The following is an 18,495-nucleotide window of genomic DNA, read 5'->3' on the forward strand; positions in this document are numbered from 1 at the left end:
TTTGTCGAAAATGCCTTCAAGCATAGTATTGGAGACTTATTTTCAAACTGTTTTATCAACATATTACTTAAGGTTGATAATGGTAAGCTATACTTTGAGGTACAAAATAGCAAGTCAAATCTCATTGCCAATAACAATAGAAAGACTTTTGGAGGTATAGGTCTAACCAATGTAAAAAAACGGTTGTCAACTCTTTTTCCAAACACTCATTCTCTTCAAATAAAAAATGAAGAGAACGTATATACCGTAGATTTACAATTAGGATTAATGTAGAATACCACGCATATTTTGTCGAAAAGTTAATATGATTTGTCGATTACAAAATTTCCATGATTTCTTTTATGGCAAATTTGTACAAGAAATTATTTACACCCTTTTATTACTAACAGACAATACACCAATCTTCAAGATACCTACTAACACCTTAAATCATTTACATAACGAAGCTTACTAAAGATAAAGTTATGTCTCAAAACTTAGGGGTCAATTTAGTTTTTCAATTAATCATTGGCCTATACACCTATTATTAGATTTGTGATTTTGTGGCATTATTAGTCATAAAATCACAAATCTTTTTTTTAGAATACTTCTCTTCAAAATTAGGAAACTCCTACAAAATGAAAAATCCACTCAAAAACAGAGTGGATTCATTCAAAACATATATTTTATTTAAAGGTAAGCCTACACAAATTCTTTTCCTTTCTTTGTAGCATCTGCTACAAAGCTTTTAACAAATTGTTCCTGCTCTTTTTCACAAATCATCAATACATTGTCATACTCGGCTACGATATAACCGTCTAGTCCTTGAATGACTACTAATCTATCTTTAGGCGTTTTAATGATACTGTTTTTAACGTCATAAAGCATTGTTGCACCATCAATCACATTAGCATCTTCGTCCTTATCTGATACTTCATACAATGATTTCCAAGTACCTAAATCAGACCAGCCAATATTTCCTAACACTGTAAATACGTTCTCAGCTTTTTCCATAATGGCATAGTCAATTGAGATACTCTCACAGTTTTGATATATCTCATTAATGAAATCTGTTTCTTGTTCAGTGTAATAAATATCATTACCTGCTTCAAAAACACTATGTACAGCAGGACTATTATCTGCAAATGCCTTTTTGATTGCCTTGGCAGTCCAGATAAAAATTCCAGCATTCCAAACATAGTCGCCACTTTCAATAAAAGCTTTTGCTAATTCTAAATTTGGCTTCTCTCTGAATGTCTTTACTCTTTTAACTTCTGTTTCAGATTGATCATACTGAATATAACCATAACCAGTATCGGGTCTGGTTGGTGTAATTCCAAGCGTTACTAATACATCTCCGCTAGCAGCAGTTTCAAGCGCAATATTTATTCTTTTTTCAAACTCGTTTTCTTTCAATATAATATGGTCGGCCGGAGCAACTACAATATTTGCATCTGGGTTTTGCTTGCCAATTTTATAACAAGCATACGCCACACAAGGTGCTGTATTTCTGCGGATAGGCTCTGCTAATATTTGGCTATCCGACAAAAAAGGCAATTGTGTTTTTATTAAATCAATGTAATCGGCACTTGTTACAATATAAATATTTTCATTTGGACAAATATTTTCAAAACGGTCAGCTGTTTGCTGTAAAAGCGTTCTACCCGTACCTAAAACATCATGAAATTGTTTTGGATTGTTTGTTCTACTAAATGGCCAAAAACGAGTACCTACCCCTCCTGCCATGATTACTACATAGTTATTTTTATTCATGATTTAGTATTAATTTTTATTTTTTAGTTGTGTGCTATGATTCTGGAATTTAAAGGTATGTATAGTTTTGAAAAAAAAGAAATTATCAAGAAAAGCTTCATAATTTAACAACAAAAACTATTTTAAATACCAAAAAATCTAATTTAACTACCTAATACACAACCTATGTTGTTCGGTAAATTCCTTGCTTTGATAATAGCTCGTGAATGTGTGATTTACTAAAATTAAACTATTATCTTGATTGAAGAATGGATTATGGCTAATATTTTGTGCTTATATTTAAGCATATTAGACAATTTTAAGAAAAAATGTAAAAAATTTACTCTGCTTGCATAATAAAATCCAAAATTTTCTTTCTATTTGTATAATAATTCAAAACATCACGGAGAAGATACTATTTCAATTTTTATTCACTAACAAAGAAACGTATGAAAAATTATTTTACGACAATCAGGCTTGGGTTAGTCACCTCACTATTGTTTTTGACCTCAATGCTATTTGCCCAAACAAAAATCTCGGGTAAAATAAGCGATGGTTCTACAAAAGAACCGTTGATTGGTGTAAGTATTTCAGTAAAAGGAAGAGTGATAGGAACAATATCAGATACTAAGGGTTCATTTTCACTTACGACAAGCACGCCCACTCCTTTTACTGTAATTGTATCAAGCGTTGGATATAATACGCAGGAATTTATTGTGGATGGTAGTAAAAGTAATTATGATATAACATTATCAGAACAAGTTATCATGGGGCAAGAGGTGGTTATTTCTGCTTCAAGGGTTGAACAAAGCATCATGAAGTCGCCTGTTTCTATTGAGAAAATGGACATCAGAGCCATACAAAATACGCCATCAGTAAGTTTTTATGATGCCTTAAAAAACTTGAAAGGTGTTGAAGTAAGTACACAATCATTAACCTTTAGTTCGGTAAATACACGCGGATTCAATGCCAATGGTAATGTCAGAATGGTTCAGTTAATTGATGGAATGGACAATCAAGCTCCTGGCTTAAATTTTTCAGTAGGAAACATTGTCGGTATTTCTGAACTAGACCTTGAGTCAGCAGAATTATTACCGGGTGCTGCTTCTGCCCTATATGGTCCTAATGCTTTGAATGGTATTTTGTTAATGAATTCTAAAAGTCCTTTTTTATATCAAGGGTTGAGTGCCTCTGTTAAAACAGGCGTAATGAATGAGTCAAGTCGTTCTGTAGCAACAACAGGATATTATGATGCTTCTATCCGTTATGCTAAGGCATTTAATAATAAATTTGCCTTTAAAGCTAACTTTTCATATTTGAAAGCAGACGACTGGCAAGCAAACGACTTTCGTGATCAAAGCTTTTTGAACGGTAGTAATTTCAATGGTACGCGTGATAACAATTTAGCTTATAATGGTGTAAACACTTATGGTGATGAAACTAACGTAAATATGTATAGTGGTTTATTAGGTAATGGTACGCCTGGTAATGGTGCAAACGGCACTTCAGCTATTTTAGGAGCTATTGCTACTTTTGTTTATCCAGCTAACATTCCTGGTATCGGAGGAAAATCATTGCTTCAATTAACTGGACAAAGTCCAAAACAAATTTTTGATGCCATTATTCCAGGTCAAACTACTTCTAATATTTCTCGTATAGGCTATAATGAAAACGATTTAGCTTCTTATGGAACTACTAGTTTAAAACTTAACGGTGCTTTGCATTATCGAATTAACGATAACGTAGAAGCGATAGCTCAGGCAAGTTGGGGGAATGGAACAACGCTTTATACAGGTGCAGACCGTTATTCAATCAAGAATTTCAGCTTAGGCCAGTATAAACTCGAAATCAAAGGTTCTAACTTCTTTGTGAGAGCATACACTACGCAAGAGCGTTCGGGAGATGCATATGCAACTGGAACATTAGGCTCGTTGGTAAATGAAGCTTGGAAGCCAAGTACTACATGGTATCCACAATATTTTGGTACATTTGCTCAGACAGCTCTAACAAACTATGCGACTATTTTTGCTGGTGCATTAGGTCAAGGACTTGCTCCTGCTGCCGCTATGACAGCTGCTGCTGCGAGTACACAAAGTCAATTTGGTGCTTATCATACTGCTGCTCGTACTTTGGCAGATGCTGGTCGTTTAACTCCAGCCAGTCCATCATGGAATACTACACTTGATAATGTAAAAAGCCAGCCTATTCCACGAGGAGCAAAATTCAATGATAAATCAAATTTATATGCTATCGAAGGTATGTATAATCTTTCACAAGCATTCAATAATGTAGTAGATGTAATTGTTGGTGCAAACTACCGTACTTATTCATTAAACTCTGGCGGCACCTTGTTTGCAACACAAGAAGCAAATGCTGATGGGTCAAGCAATCCTAATGCTAAAGAATTTACAATCAGCGAATTTGGTGCTTATACTCAATTAGCTAAAGATTTATTTGACAAAAAGTTTAGACTTTCTGGTTCATTACGTTATGACAAGAACGAAAATTTTGCAGGACAATTTACACCAAGAGTATCAGGTGTATTCTCTCCTACTAATAATCATAATTTCCGTTTGTCTTATCAAACAGGTTTTAGAATACCAACAACACAAGACCAATACATTGATTTATTAACGCCTCAGGCTCGTTTGATTGGTGGTTTACCTTTATTTGATACACGCTATCAGTTATCAGGAAAAAGCTACATTTACCAGTCTGTATTGGCTAACCCAACTGACCCTACAAAATGGCAAGTATACAATCGTAAAGAATACAAACCTGAAAGAGTTGCTTCATGGGAAATCGGGTATAAAGGTTTAGTTGCACAAAAACTATTTGTTGATGCATACTATTATACTAGTACATTTACAAACTTCTCTATATCTCAAGTAGTAGTTAAACCAGATCCTGCCATTGCTGGAAGAGTTCAACCTTATTCATTACCAACTAATGCTGATAATGATGTAAAAACTGAAGGATGGGCTATTGGGTTAGATTATGCCCTGCCTGGTGGCTTCAATATTGGTGGAAACGTTTCTCATAACGTATTAAGCAATGATGGTGGTCTTACTTCTGGTCAGTTACAATATAATACTCCAGCGTATCGCTATAACTTCTCTTTAGGTAATCGTAATATTGCAAAAACAGGTCTTGGGTTCAATGTTGTATGGAGATACCAAGAATCATTTATCTGGCAGTCGAGCTTTGTAAGCCCAGCCGTAAACACGCTACAGGCAGGAAATATTCCAGCTTTCAGCACACTGGATGCTCAGGTTTCTAAAAAAGTAGCTAGTATTAAATCTATCATTAAGCTAGGTGGTACTAATATCTTAGGCAAGTCTTATGTTACTTCATGGGGTAATCCAACAGTTGGCTCAATGTTCTATATAGGTATTGCTTTTGACGAACTTTTGAATAAATAAGCGAGTATTAGCATTTATTCATCATAAAATAACCCTGAGAAAAACCAAATCTGGCAATTCTCAGGGTTATTTTTTTTATTCTTATTCCTCTAGTCATCAAGTCCTACAGTCTTGTAATCTACTTCAAATTCAACGGTGATTCCATTAACTTCATTTCTTGCTTTAAGAATTCTTCAAAACCTTCTTTATTTTTGAAGAATTCTTCGCTTTTTTCCCATCCAGCATAAAACCTAAATGATGTCTTTCCATTGATTAATTTCAAATTGACAGTATAAGTATTTAATATGCCTGTACCAGAATTAGGCGTTTGTCCGAAGGATATCAAACTGCTTTTAGGAACCACAATCGCCATGCCTAAATTATCGTGGTTCTCACTTTGCTGGTCATACGTATAAAGTCCCGTAATTTTATTAGAAGCTATTTCAAATGAATTTTTGCTATGCAAATTCACAATACCAGTTGTCAAAACGGCACCTTTCGGAGCATTTTTTAACGATACTGAGCTTTCATAAAAATACTGTCCTCCCCAAATGCTAATCACTTCTTCTACTTGAACAGGCGCTAAATGCTTTGCAATTTTCCAGTTCTTATATTTCAACTTAAAGACTGCTCTAAGTGGACCATTACTAATTTTCACATATTGTACCTCCTCAAAATTATTATCGCCTAGCCTTACCAAGGTATCTTTTCCTGAAGCATTTTTGAAGGTTAAAGCTAACGACCCTGCCCCTAAAGATTTCCCAACTTTTAATACATCCATTCCCCAATCGGCTTGTTTGTGGTAATTATTGGCTGTATCTAGTCCTACTTCGTTCAGTACCATTTGGGTAGTAGTTTTACCCCAAATATCTTTGGCATTGCGGGTATCAAAATAAACCCGAAAGCCGACCTTATCATTTTCCCATGCAGGCCCTTCTGTAAGGAACGGAGGCAATGGCTGTTTTGAAAAATCTGTAGCAGGTTGTGTTCCTTTTACAGCATCTTTATCCAAAATATCTCCAAAGGTATCATCAGCGTTTTTCCGACGATGACGTACATTGGCTCTTACTAATGCTTTTATCGTAGCGGGTCTATCTGAGACTGAAATCTTAAAGCTTTTTACTTGATTGGCTACAAAAGACTGTAATAAAGCTATTTCATCCCATTTGCCATCACCATTTAGGTCATCGTATTGTGCCAAAATAGGTTGCTTGTTTTCATTAGCAAAAATTACATATTTTGATACTGGTACTTTACCAAGTTTTGCCTCTAAGAAAGCCCTTTTCAGTACGATTAATTCATTCTTTTTCTCAGTCGCTAGTTCATTCTTAAAAGTAACTACACTACTTTTTTGAGCATAACAGAGTGATGACAAACTTAATAGGCCGACATTAATAATTGTTTTTACTTTGATGGATGTACTTTGCTTCATATTTGAATAGTTATATTAAAATTATTTTGCCTTCGTGAAATAATTATTCATGAAAAGCAACTGATACTGAATAGCGTTGTACCAATAAGGCCAGTTATGACCGCCTGGTCTGGTAAGGTAATCATGTGGAATATTTCTGTATAATAATTGCTCATGAAGTTTTTGATTTACTTCATAGAAAAAATCTTCTGTGCCACAGTCAATGATTAATGATAGTGAATTAGGCGTAAGCAAGTGCAATAGATTAATGACAGTGTTCTTCTCCCAACGCTCAGGTTGTTCTGAATATTTTCCAAGGCGTTTTGCCATATCCCAATTATTAGGGAAAGGGCGAATATCAACACCTCCGCTCATGCTTCCTGCTGTACCAAAAACGTCTTGATGTTTTAAAGCGAGGTATAATGCACCATGCCCACCCATACTCAAACCCGTTATCCCTCGGGCTTTGCGGTCTTTTATTGTTTTGTAGTTATCATCTACCCATTTTACCAATTCTGTAGATACATAGGTTTCGTATTGATAGGTTGGGTCAACAGGGCTATCCCAATACCAACTTGAAAAACCACCGTCTGGACAAACAATTATCATATTGTATTGGTCAACTGCTTTTTCAAAACCTTTGGCTTTGGTAAGCCAGCCTGAATAGTTATCGCTGTAGCCATGCAAAAGATATACAACAGGTAATGCTTTTTGAGTTTTATAATTGTCTGGCACAATTACTACTGCCTTAATGTTTTTTTTCATAGTTGCACTGTAAGTAACTACTGTGTCAACTACAGCTGCATGACAAACCAGATTAAAAAATAGGAAAAAAGCCAATAATGTATTTTGTATGTATCTCATTTTGTTAAATTGTTTAAAATATATTTGATTAACAAAAGTGAAAAAAACATATTGATTTTACAGTATTTCCCTTAAAATAATAGCTAATTTTTGATAGATAACACTACCCCTGTATTTCATGTTTTATCTTTCTTCAAAGCCTTTTTAGGTAATTTAGCTTTTATCAAATCATAAGATTCTCCGAGATACCTTATCCATTCCTTGTCATTCAATATATCAAAACTAGTCACTTGCACCCATTTGAATTTAGCTCCTCCATAAGGTGCAGGAACGATACCTTCTCTATCACAAAGCTCTTCAAATAGCTCATCAGCTACTTTGAAATTAGCTTTATCAAGATTCTTGATATTAGATGAACAAAAAACCTTTCCCATGACCATAAAACAGAGTTGGTCTCCATATTTTATGCCTTCAGCAGTATCTTCAAAAGACAAACAGATTTCTCTAATTCTTTCTATGTTCATAGGGTTATTTTTAGTTGCCTAGTTTAATTTTTAGTTGTCCATTGGCATAATCAACTGCACTATTTTGATTGTTGATAGAAACGCTTTGTGGCTTTTTTTCTAGGCTAAAGGTAGCATTAATTATTGGCTGGCCACTAACCTTTATATTAAACGTATTATGTTGATTTTTGGCTATAAAAAATAATTTAGAGAGTGAGCTATACAATGTTTTGTTGTCTTTACGCAAAAAGCTTCCATAACCTATAAAGTAATCACTTACTTCATTAGGCTTATTTTCTGGATATGAAATACTTGTCAGGTAGGCATCTGTAGTATAACCATTAAAGGTTTTAATACTATTCAGGTGCATCAATCTTCCATCTGCCTGTAGGTTTAAATACACGTCCGTTACTTTTCCATTTTGTTTGATACGTACACCAATCATCTCATCTCCTTTTAAGCGCTCTATCTCTGGAATGTTTTTATCATTGACAGAATCTTTTAAAATAATGGCAGTAATAAATTTTGTTTGTCGCATTGGTTCTGGCGAAGCAATACTATAATATTTTTCTTGTTCTTTCACATTATCTTCTTTCGGAGCAAGTATTTCAGAGAGAATCATTTTCTCTGGAAAATCATGGTTAAAGCCCGTTTCAACCAACGTTTCTGGGAACAATGGACGTACTAACACAGACGCTTTCTTATTCACAATACTAATGTCTCCACGTTCTTTTCTTGACTCCCCTTCTGGATGCAAAAGCCATTCAAATTTTCCTGCTTCATAGGCTTTCACATCATCAATCACTAAAATTACTTTATCTATCCATAAAAAATGGCGAAAGTTTCTAGCATAAATGCTCGATGTTGGCCCTGTACCATTCGCCATTACATATTTCATATCACCAGCATCGAGTAATTCACTCATCTCTCCTCGCAATGGCGAGCCGCCGTATTGTTGTTCCTTAGGCTGATATTTTCCATTAAAAGTAAGGACATTATGAGCAGGACTTTGGAAGAAATACTCTGGATATTCCTTTGTACCATAACTGCTATTTCCAGCATCTTTAATCACAGCTTCGCCTTTATGAAATAGTATAAATGAATTAGCATCAGCATGTGAATGATTCCAAGTATGCCCCGACTTTATGCCTAGCATGGTGGCATTTTTCTCCCAAGAAGTCCGCATAGTCGTCCAGTCCATCTCTTCAAAAATTTCAGATGTTGGCAAATCTGGTAATTTAGGTGCTTTTGCCATGTCTGGATGATACAGAATACCCAAAGGAGCATTTTTGAACAAGCCCTCGCGATGTTGAAAGTTTTCGATTTGATTCAAATACCATAAAGCATTGGGATTTTGATAGCCCAATGCCCAAAGTAGTTTCACAGGGCGTTCGCCTACGATGTTTTTATGACTATCCCCAAAGTTTAAGGAATACAACATTCCATCACGTGGATAACCAACGTGCATAAAGAAATTAGGAATATTTTTCAATAACGGAATCTCTGGTTGCTTTACTTTTGGGAGTACATTCTGATGAGCCAAACGAAAGAAAAGGTATTCAGATACCCCAAAGGCTGCATAGTTCACACTTTCATACATTCCTCCTTTAGCATCCCATGTTTTGGGTTTTGCTTGCAATTGGTCTCCTGCAAAACCAAACCATTCTTTTGATGCTTGGTTCATTTCCTCAATCCAAGCATTTACTTCTGGGGCATCATCTTTAATAGCCAACGAAGCTACACCTGCCATATACACACAGGCTGTCCACCAGTTATGTCCCATAGAGTTTAAACTATGGATACGGTTTTCGGGTAAAAGCCATTCGTTGACGGCAGGACGAATCCCCATTCGCATTACACCATCAACGATTGTCTTTCGTTCTTCCTTCGTTAGTTCGTTATAAACACCTTCTAAACCCATCGCTACATTCCAACAGTTTTCAGCCGTCTTTAAATCTGAAGACCAAGCAGGTTGACGTTTTAGCATTTCTGGATTCGACCACGTTGTACGTGTACACAAATCCAACAAAAGGGCTTTTATTTTATCTGCATACTTTTTTTCGCCTGTTACCAAATAGGCTAACGATAGGTAATCAATTTTACCGAATTCCTTTTTTGTCAAAAGTGCATTTGCCTCCGAAAGTACATCATTCCAATTATTCTTGAATTCTTCTTCTATTGCTATCCTTTGCTTCAATAAATCAACCCTGTCTTTGGTAAAGTACAGGTTCTGATGTTTTTGAGCAAAGGTCGTTATTGAAACATAACAACAAATGGTAACGAGGAAGAGTATCTGTTTTACTTTCATTGGTTCTATACTAGTAATAATTTGTTATAATGTTTATTTTTCAACCCTAAACCAATCAAAATCGGCATAGCCTGAATCGTTAATGGTTGTTTCTCTAGTAATAAAAAGTCCCATTTTAGCACCCACCCAACGTCCTGTTTCAGCTTGAAAGGCTTCTCCTACTTCCTTAAACGTTGTTCCATCGATGCTGTAGCTAAAGGTGCAAAGTCCACCATCGGCTACTTTTAGTCTTAAATAAATAGCTTGCGAAGCATCTATTTTGGTAATCGTATTTTCTTTTTCTGGTTTTAAATTATCGGCATCTTTCCCTATAGTATATACCAAATACACGCCGTCTTTTTTTGATTTCAGCGCGATATTGGCATAGCTATACCCCATTACGGTTAAACCTACTTTTTCGTTCTCAATACGCTCGTTCGGCTTGAATACCAATTTTGTAGTAGCAGTAAATACTGGTGCAGGAAACTTTTGTAACAATACATTCGGTGACCACCAAAGGTTTTTATCAGCATCAATCTTATCAGAAAACAGTCGCATTACTCCTTTTGATGGATTCATAAACGACCACGTAGCTTTAGAGTTCGCATTCCATTGCCATTGTTTACCAATAGTTAAATCATTGAATTCATCTGATTCTTGTGGGGTTTCAATCGGGAATACTCCTGCTACTTTAGGTTTTTTATGGGTTAAAACGGGTTCGCCTTTCCCATCGCCATCTGAATCAATCCCTATTACTGGCCAATCGCTCACCCATTTCATCGGTTGCAGATGCGTAATTCTACCATATATTGTTTTCTCCTGAAAATGAATAAACCAATCTTCACCTGCTGGGGTATTTATCCAAGCACCTTGGTGTGGTCCATTTACAATACTTTTGCCTTGGTCTAGTACTACTTTACGTTCGTAAGGTCCATAAATATTTTTTGAACGCATGGCTAATTGCCAGCCTGTAGCCACACCTCCTGCTGGTGCAAAAATGTAGTAATAGCCATTGCGTTTATACATCTTAGGGCCTTCTAAGGTTGGGTCTAAATCATGCCCATCAAACACGAGTTTGCCGTCGTCCAATACTTTTGTGCCGTCATCGCTTAATGTTTTTAGAACAATAATACTTTTAATCCCTGCTTTACTTCCTGCATAACCATGTACTAAATAGGCTTTACCATTATCATCCCGAAACGGACAAGGGTCTATTAATCCTTTGCCTGCTTCAACCATAATCGGGTTTGACCAAGGGCCTGCTGGATTCTTTGCTTTTATCACATAAATCCCAAAGTCTGGGTCTGGATAATAAATCATGAATTCGCCTTTGTGATAGCGAATAGCAGGTGCCCAAACACCTTTACCATGCTGAGGTGTGGCAAAAACGTCAAAGGGAGGTTGTTTGATTAAAGCATTCGTCAATATTTTCCAATTCACTAAATCTTTAGAATGTAGAATCGGTAGTCCAGGGATGTTTTCAAAAGAGGAGGCTACTAAATAATAATCTGCTCCCACTCTCACCACATCGGGGTCTGAATAATCAGCATGGATAATTGGATTGGTGTAGGTTCCATCTCCATTGTCAGCTACCCAAACTTTTGATTTGTATTGAGACATTCCATCGTTGGCAAGCAACATGATTCCCCACAAGCAGAATGCTTTAATAATTGTCTTTGTCATTTCTTTGAAATTTTACCTTTGATGTTATTTTTTGGAAGTTGGCGAAACTCTTCTCTTAATAAATAAGCCAAAATTGGACTTGCATAAAAAGAGTTAAAATTATTCTTCCCCATTTTTCTATCTACGATGTGTGTTAGTAGAAAGCCAAAAGTGCCATTTTTATAATCAATCCAAGGGTAAGCTCCTGCCCAACTTGGGCTACTGATTAGGGTAGCGTTACCCTTCTTATCAATTTCTTCTCTCCATAAACCCAATCCATAAATACTTTTATGTTTGGCAGCACGTACCTTTTGAGGGAACTCTGGCATTTTCACAAAAGCATCAGCAATTTGGTCAGCTTGCATTTCAGTAATTGCTTTTTCGGACAAAATTCTTTTGCCTTTGTAAACGCCTTTATTTAAAAACATCTGCAAAAAATGAGCATAGTCGTTTACCGTTGAAACCGCTCCTCCACCCAACATGGGGCTATGCCCTCCTCCTACTGAATCTACAGGAGTAAAATGTGTATGAGACATTTGTAAAGGACGAGCAATCTTTTCTTGAAATATACTTTCCCATGTTTTCCCTGTAGCTAATTCAGCCATTCTGCCTGCCACTTGCATACCTAAACCACCATAATGAAATTGGCGTTTTATAGAAGAGTCAATAGGCTTTTCAATCGCCAAGGGTAAAATATGCTTGACAGATTCTTCTAAAGTCTGGTAATCGTCTCTATGGTTTCCTCTGGGTTGATAATCAGGATAATTAGCAGTATGTGAAAATAATTGACGAAGTGTAGCTTGTCCTTTGGCATCAGCAAATTTGGGTAGCCATTTTATTACTTTATCGTCCCAAGATAATTTTCCTTCGTCCACCAATACAGCAATCGTAGCAGAAGCCAACCATTTACCTGCCGAAGCAATATAAGTACTGGTTTCGGGTTGATAATTCCCAAATGATTTTTGATGAAGTACTTTTTGACGATTACCGACAATCAAATTCGCCCCATGACAATATCCGCTATCTACCCAAGTTTGTACTTGATTATCGAGCAAAGCAAAGCCTTGAGAAAAGGCTTCAGTCTTTCCTGAAAATATTAAACATATCATCAATAAAAACTGAAGCTTATTTTGTATCGTTTTCATTCTTTTACAGCAATATGAAATCCCTACTATAAACACTATTTCACTTTATACATTTTGAAGGCAAACAAAAAGATAATAACATAGCATATTATCGGTAAATAGTAAGCGTGTGCCACATTTTGGTTAGCTACCAAACCCATTAACAAGGGAAAGAAAGCACCGCCTACAACACCCATTGAAATAAATGAAGAGGCTTGTTGTGTATGTTTTCCTAAACTTTTCAGTCCTAAACTAAAAATGGTTGGGAACATGATGCTAAAAAAGAAATTGATAAACATTAGGGCAATGTATGAAGTCCAGCCCCAAGCCTGAGCGACAATCAAGCAAGAAATAATACTGCCCAAAGCAAAGAAAGACAACAGGATATTAGGCTGAATAAATTTCATTAAATAAGTACCTACAAAACGCCCTAATGCCATCATTGCCATAAAGATAATCATGTAATTACCAGCAGTAGCATCGGTAAAACCCATTACTTCATGACCATAGTTAATAAAATATGACCAAGTGCCTGCCTGCGCTGCTACATTGAAAAATTGTGCAATTACTGCCCATACAAAATGACGATTTTGCCATAAAGTTTTTTCGGTCGTATTGAATGAAGGATTTTGAACATCGTCTTCAAGAATCTCGTGAGCATCCGTAAAGGCAGGTACTTTCACAAAAGCAAAGGCAATAGCGATACAAGCAATGACAGAACCAATAGCTGTATAAAGTGTTTTAACAGAACCTAAATCATTAGAATGTTCAACACTGCCACTCAATAAAAAGTAAGAGCCGATAGCTGGACCAATGATAGTACCCACGGCATTGAATGACTGTGAAAAGTTAATTCTTTGGTCACTAGTTTGTTGGTTTCCTAATGATGCTACAAAAGGGTGAGCAACGGTTTCGAGCGTAGCCATACCGCATCCTAAGATAAACAACGCCAAACGAAACATCGTAAACGATGTAGCATTAGCGGCAGGAACAAACAAAAATGTACCAATCGCAAAAAGCGACAAACCAAACAATACGCCGTTTTTATAGCCAAACTTTTTCATAAATATTCCTGCAGGGATACTCATTATAGCATACGCACCAAAAACCGAAAGCTGAATCAGTCCTGATTGAGATTTAGAAACATTCAATACATTTTGAAAGTGTTTATTCAATACATCGCTCATTGAATGGGCTATTCCCCAAAGCATAAAAAGTGAGGTAACGAAAATGAAAGTAACTAGGTATTGCTTTTCGGTTAGTTTTATCTTTTGAGTCATTATTGAAATTTATTTTAATTGTTTTTTCCATAGACCAACCGCACCCATCAAGGCCGCTTGTTCGTTCAGAGAAGATTTGATAAGTTGTATTTTATGAGTGTTCTCTGATAACATTTTTTCTACTGCTGGAAAAAACAACGGAGAAGCTCCTGCGATATTTCCACCCACTATAATTAATTCTGGATTGAAAATTTTAGTGAAATCATCGATAAAAAGACATACATTTTGGGCAAATTCAGTAAATACTTCTTGCGAGGCTTCATCATTTTCAAAGCTTTCTACTAATTGCTTGGCACCATCAACGGTCTTACCTGTCAATTCATAGTAGCGTTTCACAAACCAACGGGTAGAAATATAGTCTTCGGCAACGCCTTCTAGTAGTTGATGATTTATTCCCATTGCCATGTCTTTGGCATCTCCCTCATGATAGATGGATGTCCCCAAGCCTGTTCCTATCGTTATACCAATAGCTTTCTCATATTGCTGACCCGCTCCAAACAGCATTTCACCTTCCAAAAATGCTTCTGAGTCGTTTCTAAAACTAATATTCTCAATAGGTATTGATAGTCGCTCCGAAAGCTCATTTCTGATGTTTAAACCATATAAGCTTTCGTACTTATTAACATTCTTCATCAAGCATATTCCATTTTCATAATCAAATGGACCTGGCATGGCTATACCTAAGTAATAGGTTTTTACTTGATAGCTAGTTTGGACAATAGCATTTGCCCAAGCTGTTAAGATTTCTTCTGACGAAGCATGAGGATTTAGCTTGCTTCTTACAATAGATGAAGCAATGATTTTCCCATCCTCAATATTTACTTGTGCCGCTGTGATGTGCGAGCCTCCGATGTCAACTCCGATGTACATACGTTTAAAAAATTCTTATGAAAACAGTTAAGATTTGCGCTAGCTAGAAATCCTAATAGTATTTTTAGAAAGGTTTTATAATAATGCTATTAATGTATTTAAGTAGTGATTATTAGTTATCAGCCATTTACAATAAATGAAAATGTTGATTAAATGGTATTGATTATTTTTGTGGCGTAAGCCAAATAGCTTGTCCCCCAGATGGTAAAAGTTTAGCATCCAATACTGTAGCGTTATCTACTGTAATGCGTTGGATACCAACTTTTGTAGCACTGGTCAAGGAACTGTCGTCAGCATAAATATTGGCGGTATATTTAATGCCTTTAGGTAAAAAATCTAACTTTATTTTTAGCGTTCGTCCTTCGTTACTTGTTAATGTACCCACGAACCAGTCTTTTCCATTTCTTCTGGCTGTGGTAATATACTTTGATATTTCTCCTTGAATTACCCTTGTCTCATCCCAAGTAGTGGGTATTTTATTCCAAAATTCTAATTCTGGTTCATCATTACTAGCCTTAGGTTGGTCGTACCAAAACAAGGTTTGCAAAGGGCTATAATATACCGCTGCCATTGCCAACTGATGTGCGTGAGTAGTTTTGATGCGTTTATCAAAATAACAAATCGTATAGTCTGCTGCCCCACCAATGTATCTTGTAAAAGGCAATGTTACGTTGTGTGTAGCATCTGGCATTTCTTCGTTACCTCTTACCCCCTCGGCTGTCATTAGGTTTGGATAAGTACGCATTTCTCCTGTCGGACGCCAATCGTCATGAATATTCACCATTAACTGATTGTCAGCACATTTCTTGATGGCCTCCTCTACCCAAGTAGTCCAGCGATGGCTACCAGCTTGTACAAAGCCAAATTTCACCCCTTTAATTCCCCATTTTTTATATAACGGGAAAATTTCGTCCGCTTGTTTATATAACGACTGAAGGTTTACATACAGCCAAATTCCCACACCACGTTCTTTGCCATAAGCCACTATTTCGGCCATATCCATTTTGGCTTTTACTTGCGTAGCATCAGTGTCCCAAGTAAGGGCAGGGCCATACCATTTCCAGTCGAAAAGCACGTATTGTAAGTTTCTTTTTACCGCAAAATCAATAGCGGCTTTTGCACCTTCAGTAGTGAGCGTCATTTCTCTGATGATTTTCCCCGGCTTAATCCAATCCGTATTCGCTATTTTATTAGGCGTATTCAAATTCAGGATAATATCATTGTTTTCAATCAATTTGCCTTCGCTTTCTGCTATCATGATTACTCTCCAAGGCGTACCGAAATAAGTAATACCATCTACCCCTCCGTATAATGCTGTTTGAATCGTATTCTTTTTGGTTTTACTGATGATAAATTTAGCTCTGGCATAATCTACCATTTGTGCCTCCGCTAAACAAGCCCACAATCCATTACTCAACCGCAAAGGCATGGGTCTTTCCCCTGCATCCACCCAATTTTCAAGGGGTAATTCAGCATATTTCCCTTGCGCCCATTGTGTATAAAATGCAGTTGTTCCCGAGGGTATGGCAAACTCTGTATTTTCAGCCGTAATTTGGTAGTAAGAGCCTTTAGGATTCTCTGGGAAATAATAACGGATAGCTACACCCGCATCATAAGCACGTACTTGGATTTCTAAAGTGTAGTCGGCATTACTAGCTTTTTTGAAAGCAAGATTTACTGCTTGATAATGGTCTCTAATCAATGAACGTTCACCGTATAGGGGCTTCCAAGTAGTATCTTTCTGGCTTGTTTTAATGCCCACAAATTGTAAGTCTTCACACCACTTTTCAGTTTTATCTACTTTCAGCGCCATTGCTAATTCTGAAAGGTGATTATCCAACTGAATGTCTAGCTCAGATTCCAATATTACTGCTTTGCCTTTATAGCTTACCGTATAAAAAATAGCTTTCTTGCCCTTTTCATCAATCTTTTGGTAAACCGTGCAAAGGATATTTCTATCGGGTGAAGTAATGGTTGTTTTTGTACTATCTATCATACCTTTTTGTGCTAATAAGGTATGGGTAAAAACCAAGGTAAAAATTATCGCTAAAATCTTTTTCATCATTAATTTTAATAAAGGGTATCAATCGTTATTTCTTTTGATTCATTTCCTTGTATCGCAACAAGGCTTCGATATAATAATAATCTGCATAAATAATAGAGGCGTCTATTTCTCCACCAATTGGCACATTTCCTGTAGAATGTAACAAAAAGGCATCGTTCACACTACCACTTTGATAGTTCGTGGTTGAAAGACTTTCAAGCATTTTCTTGGCTTTAGCATAGTATAAGGCACTTTTCTTTTTATCCTTTACCAAAGTAGAAAGCTCAAACAAGGCCGAAGCTGTCACCGCGGCAGCAGAAGCATCACGAGTAGTATTTGGAATATCAGGTGCATTGAAATCCCAAAATGGGATTAGACTTTCGTCAGGTAAGTTTTTCAAATATACGTCTGTTACTTTCTGAGCAAAATCTAAGAACTTAGGATTCTTCGTTTCACGATAACACATTGTAAAGCCATAGATTGCCCACGATTGTCCCCTTGCCCACATCGTATGGTCGGCATAGCCTTGGTGAGTAATTCCTTTGATTTTTTTGCCTGTGAGCGTATCATACAAAACTACGTGATAAGACGTATAGTCATCTCTGAAATGGTTCTTCATCGTCGTCAAAGCATGTGTTTCAGCCATTTTATAGAGATTTTTATTGCCCCCATTTTTTGATGCCCAAAACAGTAACTCTAGGTTTATCATATTATCGATGATGGTATTATGCGCACCAAATTTTTGTACTTCTCTGGGCCACGAAAGTATTGTTCCTACTTTGGGGTTGTATAAAGTGGCTAATACATTGGCAGTATTGAGTATTACTTTTTTATAAGAGGGGTTTTTAGTAAGTCTGTAACCATTGCCATAGCTACAAAAAATCTGGAACCCTAAATCATGGTCATACGCTACTTTTTGTGTTGATAACGGCAATAACTGTTTGTCGAAGCGTTTTGCTTGGGTTTTAAAAAACGCATTTTTTGTTCCTTCATATACATACCAAAGCGAACCCGACCAAAAGCCACTGCACCAATCCTGATAATCTACCAATCGCCACGTCTTGCTATCTTTATTGATACTTCTCGGAATATTCAATTGCCCGTCGGGTGGTAAAGTACTAATCGTTTTGTTGGCTTGTACAGCACAATAATCAATGTTTTCCTGAACATTGAACTGAGCCTTGGTAGGCAAAACCGACGAGATAAGAAGAATTGATAAAACTAGGATTGTTTTTTTCATTGATTTGTAATTAATCGTACACTAAAATTTAGGCAATATTCGACTCTTTCAGATTCGATAAGAATACTAGCATTTTACTTCTCATTTTACAAGAAGTGTATATTAACGAAATGCCTAAATATGGCTTGCTTAAATGAT

12 protein-coding genes and 1 pseudogene are annotated in these 18,495 nt (G+C 36.4%); 2 read left to right on the plus strand and 11 right to left on the minus strand.

Annotated features, from left to right (window positions below):
* Window positions 1-273: pseudogene (locus tag AC07XN_RS15920) on the plus strand (histidine kinase); the annotation flags it as partial.
* A 408-nt stretch (window positions 274-681) separates the two neighbouring features.
* Here the strand turns inward: AC07XN_RS15920 and AC07XN_RS15925 are convergent.
* Window positions 682-1,752, minus strand: coding sequence for a mannose-1-phosphate guanylyltransferase (locus AC07XN_RS15925; RefSeq protein ID WP_323247176.1), 1,071 nt, complete (start codon window positions 1,750-1,752; stop codon window positions 682-684).
* A 428-nt stretch (window positions 1,753-2,180) separates the two neighbouring features.
* Between AC07XN_RS15925 and AC07XN_RS15930 the strand changes: the two genes are divergently transcribed.
* Complete coding sequence (locus AC07XN_RS15930; protein ID WP_309924257.1) at window positions 2,181-5,153, plus strand: TonB-dependent receptor; 2,973 nt, start codon at window positions 2,181-2,183, stop codon at window positions 5,151-5,153.
* A gap of 118 nt (window positions 5,154-5,271) precedes the next feature.
* Here the strand turns inward: AC07XN_RS15930 and AC07XN_RS15935 are convergent, their stop codons facing one another.
* The 10 genes from AC07XN_RS15935 to AC07XN_RS15980 form a co-directional block, all read right to left on the minus strand.
* Window positions 5,272-6,564: a DUF4861 domain-containing protein gene (locus AC07XN_RS15935; protein WP_494743793.1), complete on the minus strand. Its 1,293-nt coding sequence runs from the start codon at window positions 6,562-6,564 to the stop codon at window positions 5,272-5,274.
* Between the two features lie 21 nt (window positions 6,565-6,585).
* Window positions 6,586-7,407, minus strand: a complete 822-nt coding sequence (locus AC07XN_RS15940) for an alpha/beta hydrolase (protein WP_494743794.1) — start codon at window positions 7,405-7,407, stop codon at window positions 6,586-6,588.
* A 116-nt stretch (window positions 7,408-7,523) separates the two neighbouring features.
* Window positions 7,524-7,871 (minus strand): MmcQ/YjbR family DNA-binding protein, encoded by a 348-nt coding sequence (locus AC07XN_RS15945; RefSeq protein ID WP_309924251.1) that lies wholly within the window; start codon window positions 7,869-7,871, stop codon window positions 7,524-7,526.
* A 10-nt stretch (window positions 7,872-7,881) separates the two neighbouring features.
* On the minus strand, window positions 7,882-10,158 hold the full coding sequence (locus tag AC07XN_RS15950; protein WP_494743795.1) for a heparinase II/III domain-containing protein: 2,277 nt from the start codon (window positions 10,156-10,158) through the stop codon (window positions 7,882-7,884).
* A gap of 33 nt (window positions 10,159-10,191) precedes the next feature.
* Window positions 10,192-11,820, minus strand: a complete 1,629-nt coding sequence (locus AC07XN_RS15955; RefSeq protein WP_494743796.1) for a glycoside hydrolase family 43 protein — start codon at window positions 11,818-11,820, stop codon at window positions 10,192-10,194.
* A complete protein-coding gene (locus AC07XN_RS15960) occupies window positions 11,817-12,944 on the minus strand; it encodes a serine hydrolase domain-containing protein (protein ID WP_494743797.1) in 1,128 nt (375 codons plus the stop codon). Before AC07XN_RS15960 ends, AC07XN_RS15955 begins: the two co-directional genes overlap by 4 nt.
* 35 nt (window positions 12,945-12,979) lie before the next feature.
* Complete coding sequence (gene fucP / locus AC07XN_RS15965) at window positions 12,980-14,203, minus strand: L-fucose:H+ symporter permease (protein ID WP_494743798.1); 1,224 nt, start codon at window positions 14,201-14,203, stop codon at window positions 12,980-12,982.
* A 9-nt stretch (window positions 14,204-14,212) separates the two neighbouring features.
* Window positions 14,213-15,073: an ROK family protein gene (locus tag AC07XN_RS15970; RefSeq protein ID WP_494743799.1), complete on the minus strand. Its 861-nt coding sequence runs from the start codon at window positions 15,071-15,073 to the stop codon at window positions 14,213-14,215.
* Window positions 15,074-15,236: 163 nt separating this feature from the next.
* Window positions 15,237-17,138: a glycoside hydrolase family 97 protein gene (locus tag AC07XN_RS15975; protein WP_494743800.1), complete on the minus strand. Its 1,902-nt coding sequence runs from the start codon at window positions 17,136-17,138 to the stop codon at window positions 15,237-15,239.
* Window positions 17,139-17,163: 25 nt separating this feature from the next.
* Window positions 17,164-18,357, minus strand: coding sequence for a glycoside hydrolase family 88 protein (locus AC07XN_RS15980; RefSeq protein ID WP_494743801.1), 1,194 nt, complete (start codon window positions 18,355-18,357; stop codon window positions 17,164-17,166).
* Window positions 18,358-18,495: the final 138 nt, after the last annotated feature.

Source organism: Arcicella sp. GW458-12-2-14-TSB2, assembly GCF_059423785.1.

Coding starts and splice junctions, on each gene's coding strand:
- AC07XN_RS15940 (WP_494743794.1), bottom strand. CDS start 7,407: ATGAGATACATACAAAATACATTATTGGCTTTTTTCCTATTTTTTAAT.
- AC07XN_RS15925 (WP_323247176.1), bottom strand. CDS start 1,752: ATGAATAAAAATAACTATGTAGTAATCATGGCAGGAGGGGTAGGTACT.
- AC07XN_RS15935 (WP_494743793.1), bottom strand. CDS start 6,564: ATGAAGCAAAGTACATCCATCAAAGTAAAAACAATTATTAATGTCGGC.
- AC07XN_RS15945 (WP_309924251.1), bottom strand. CDS start 7,871: ATGAACATAGAAAGAATTAGAGAAATCTGTTTGTCTTTTGAAGATACT.
- AC07XN_RS15950 (WP_494743795.1), bottom strand. CDS start 10,158: ATGAAAGTAAAACAGATACTCTTCCTCGTTACCATTTGTTGTTATGTT.
- AC07XN_RS15980 (WP_494743801.1), bottom strand. CDS start 18,357: ATGAAAAAAACAATCCTAGTTTTATCAATTCTTCTTATCTCGTCGGTT.
- AC07XN_RS15930 (WP_309924257.1), top strand. CDS start 2,181: ATGAAAAATTATTTTACGACAATCAGGCTTGGGTTAGTCACCTCACTA.
- fucP (WP_494743798.1), bottom strand. CDS start 14,203: ATGACTCAAAAGATAAAACTAACCGAAAAGCAATACCTAGTTACTTTC.
- AC07XN_RS15960 (WP_494743797.1), bottom strand. CDS start 12,944: ATGAAAACGATACAAAATAAGCTTCAGTTTTTATTGATGATATGTTTA.
- AC07XN_RS15975 (WP_494743800.1), bottom strand. CDS start 17,138: ATGATGAAAAAGATTTTAGCGATAATTTTTACCTTGGTTTTTACCCAT.
- AC07XN_RS15955 (WP_494743796.1), bottom strand. CDS start 11,820: ATGACAAAGACAATTATTAAAGCATTCTGCTTGTGGGGAATCATGTTG.
- AC07XN_RS15970 (WP_494743799.1), bottom strand. CDS start 15,073: ATGTACATCGGAGTTGACATCGGAGGCTCGCACATCACAGCGGCACAA.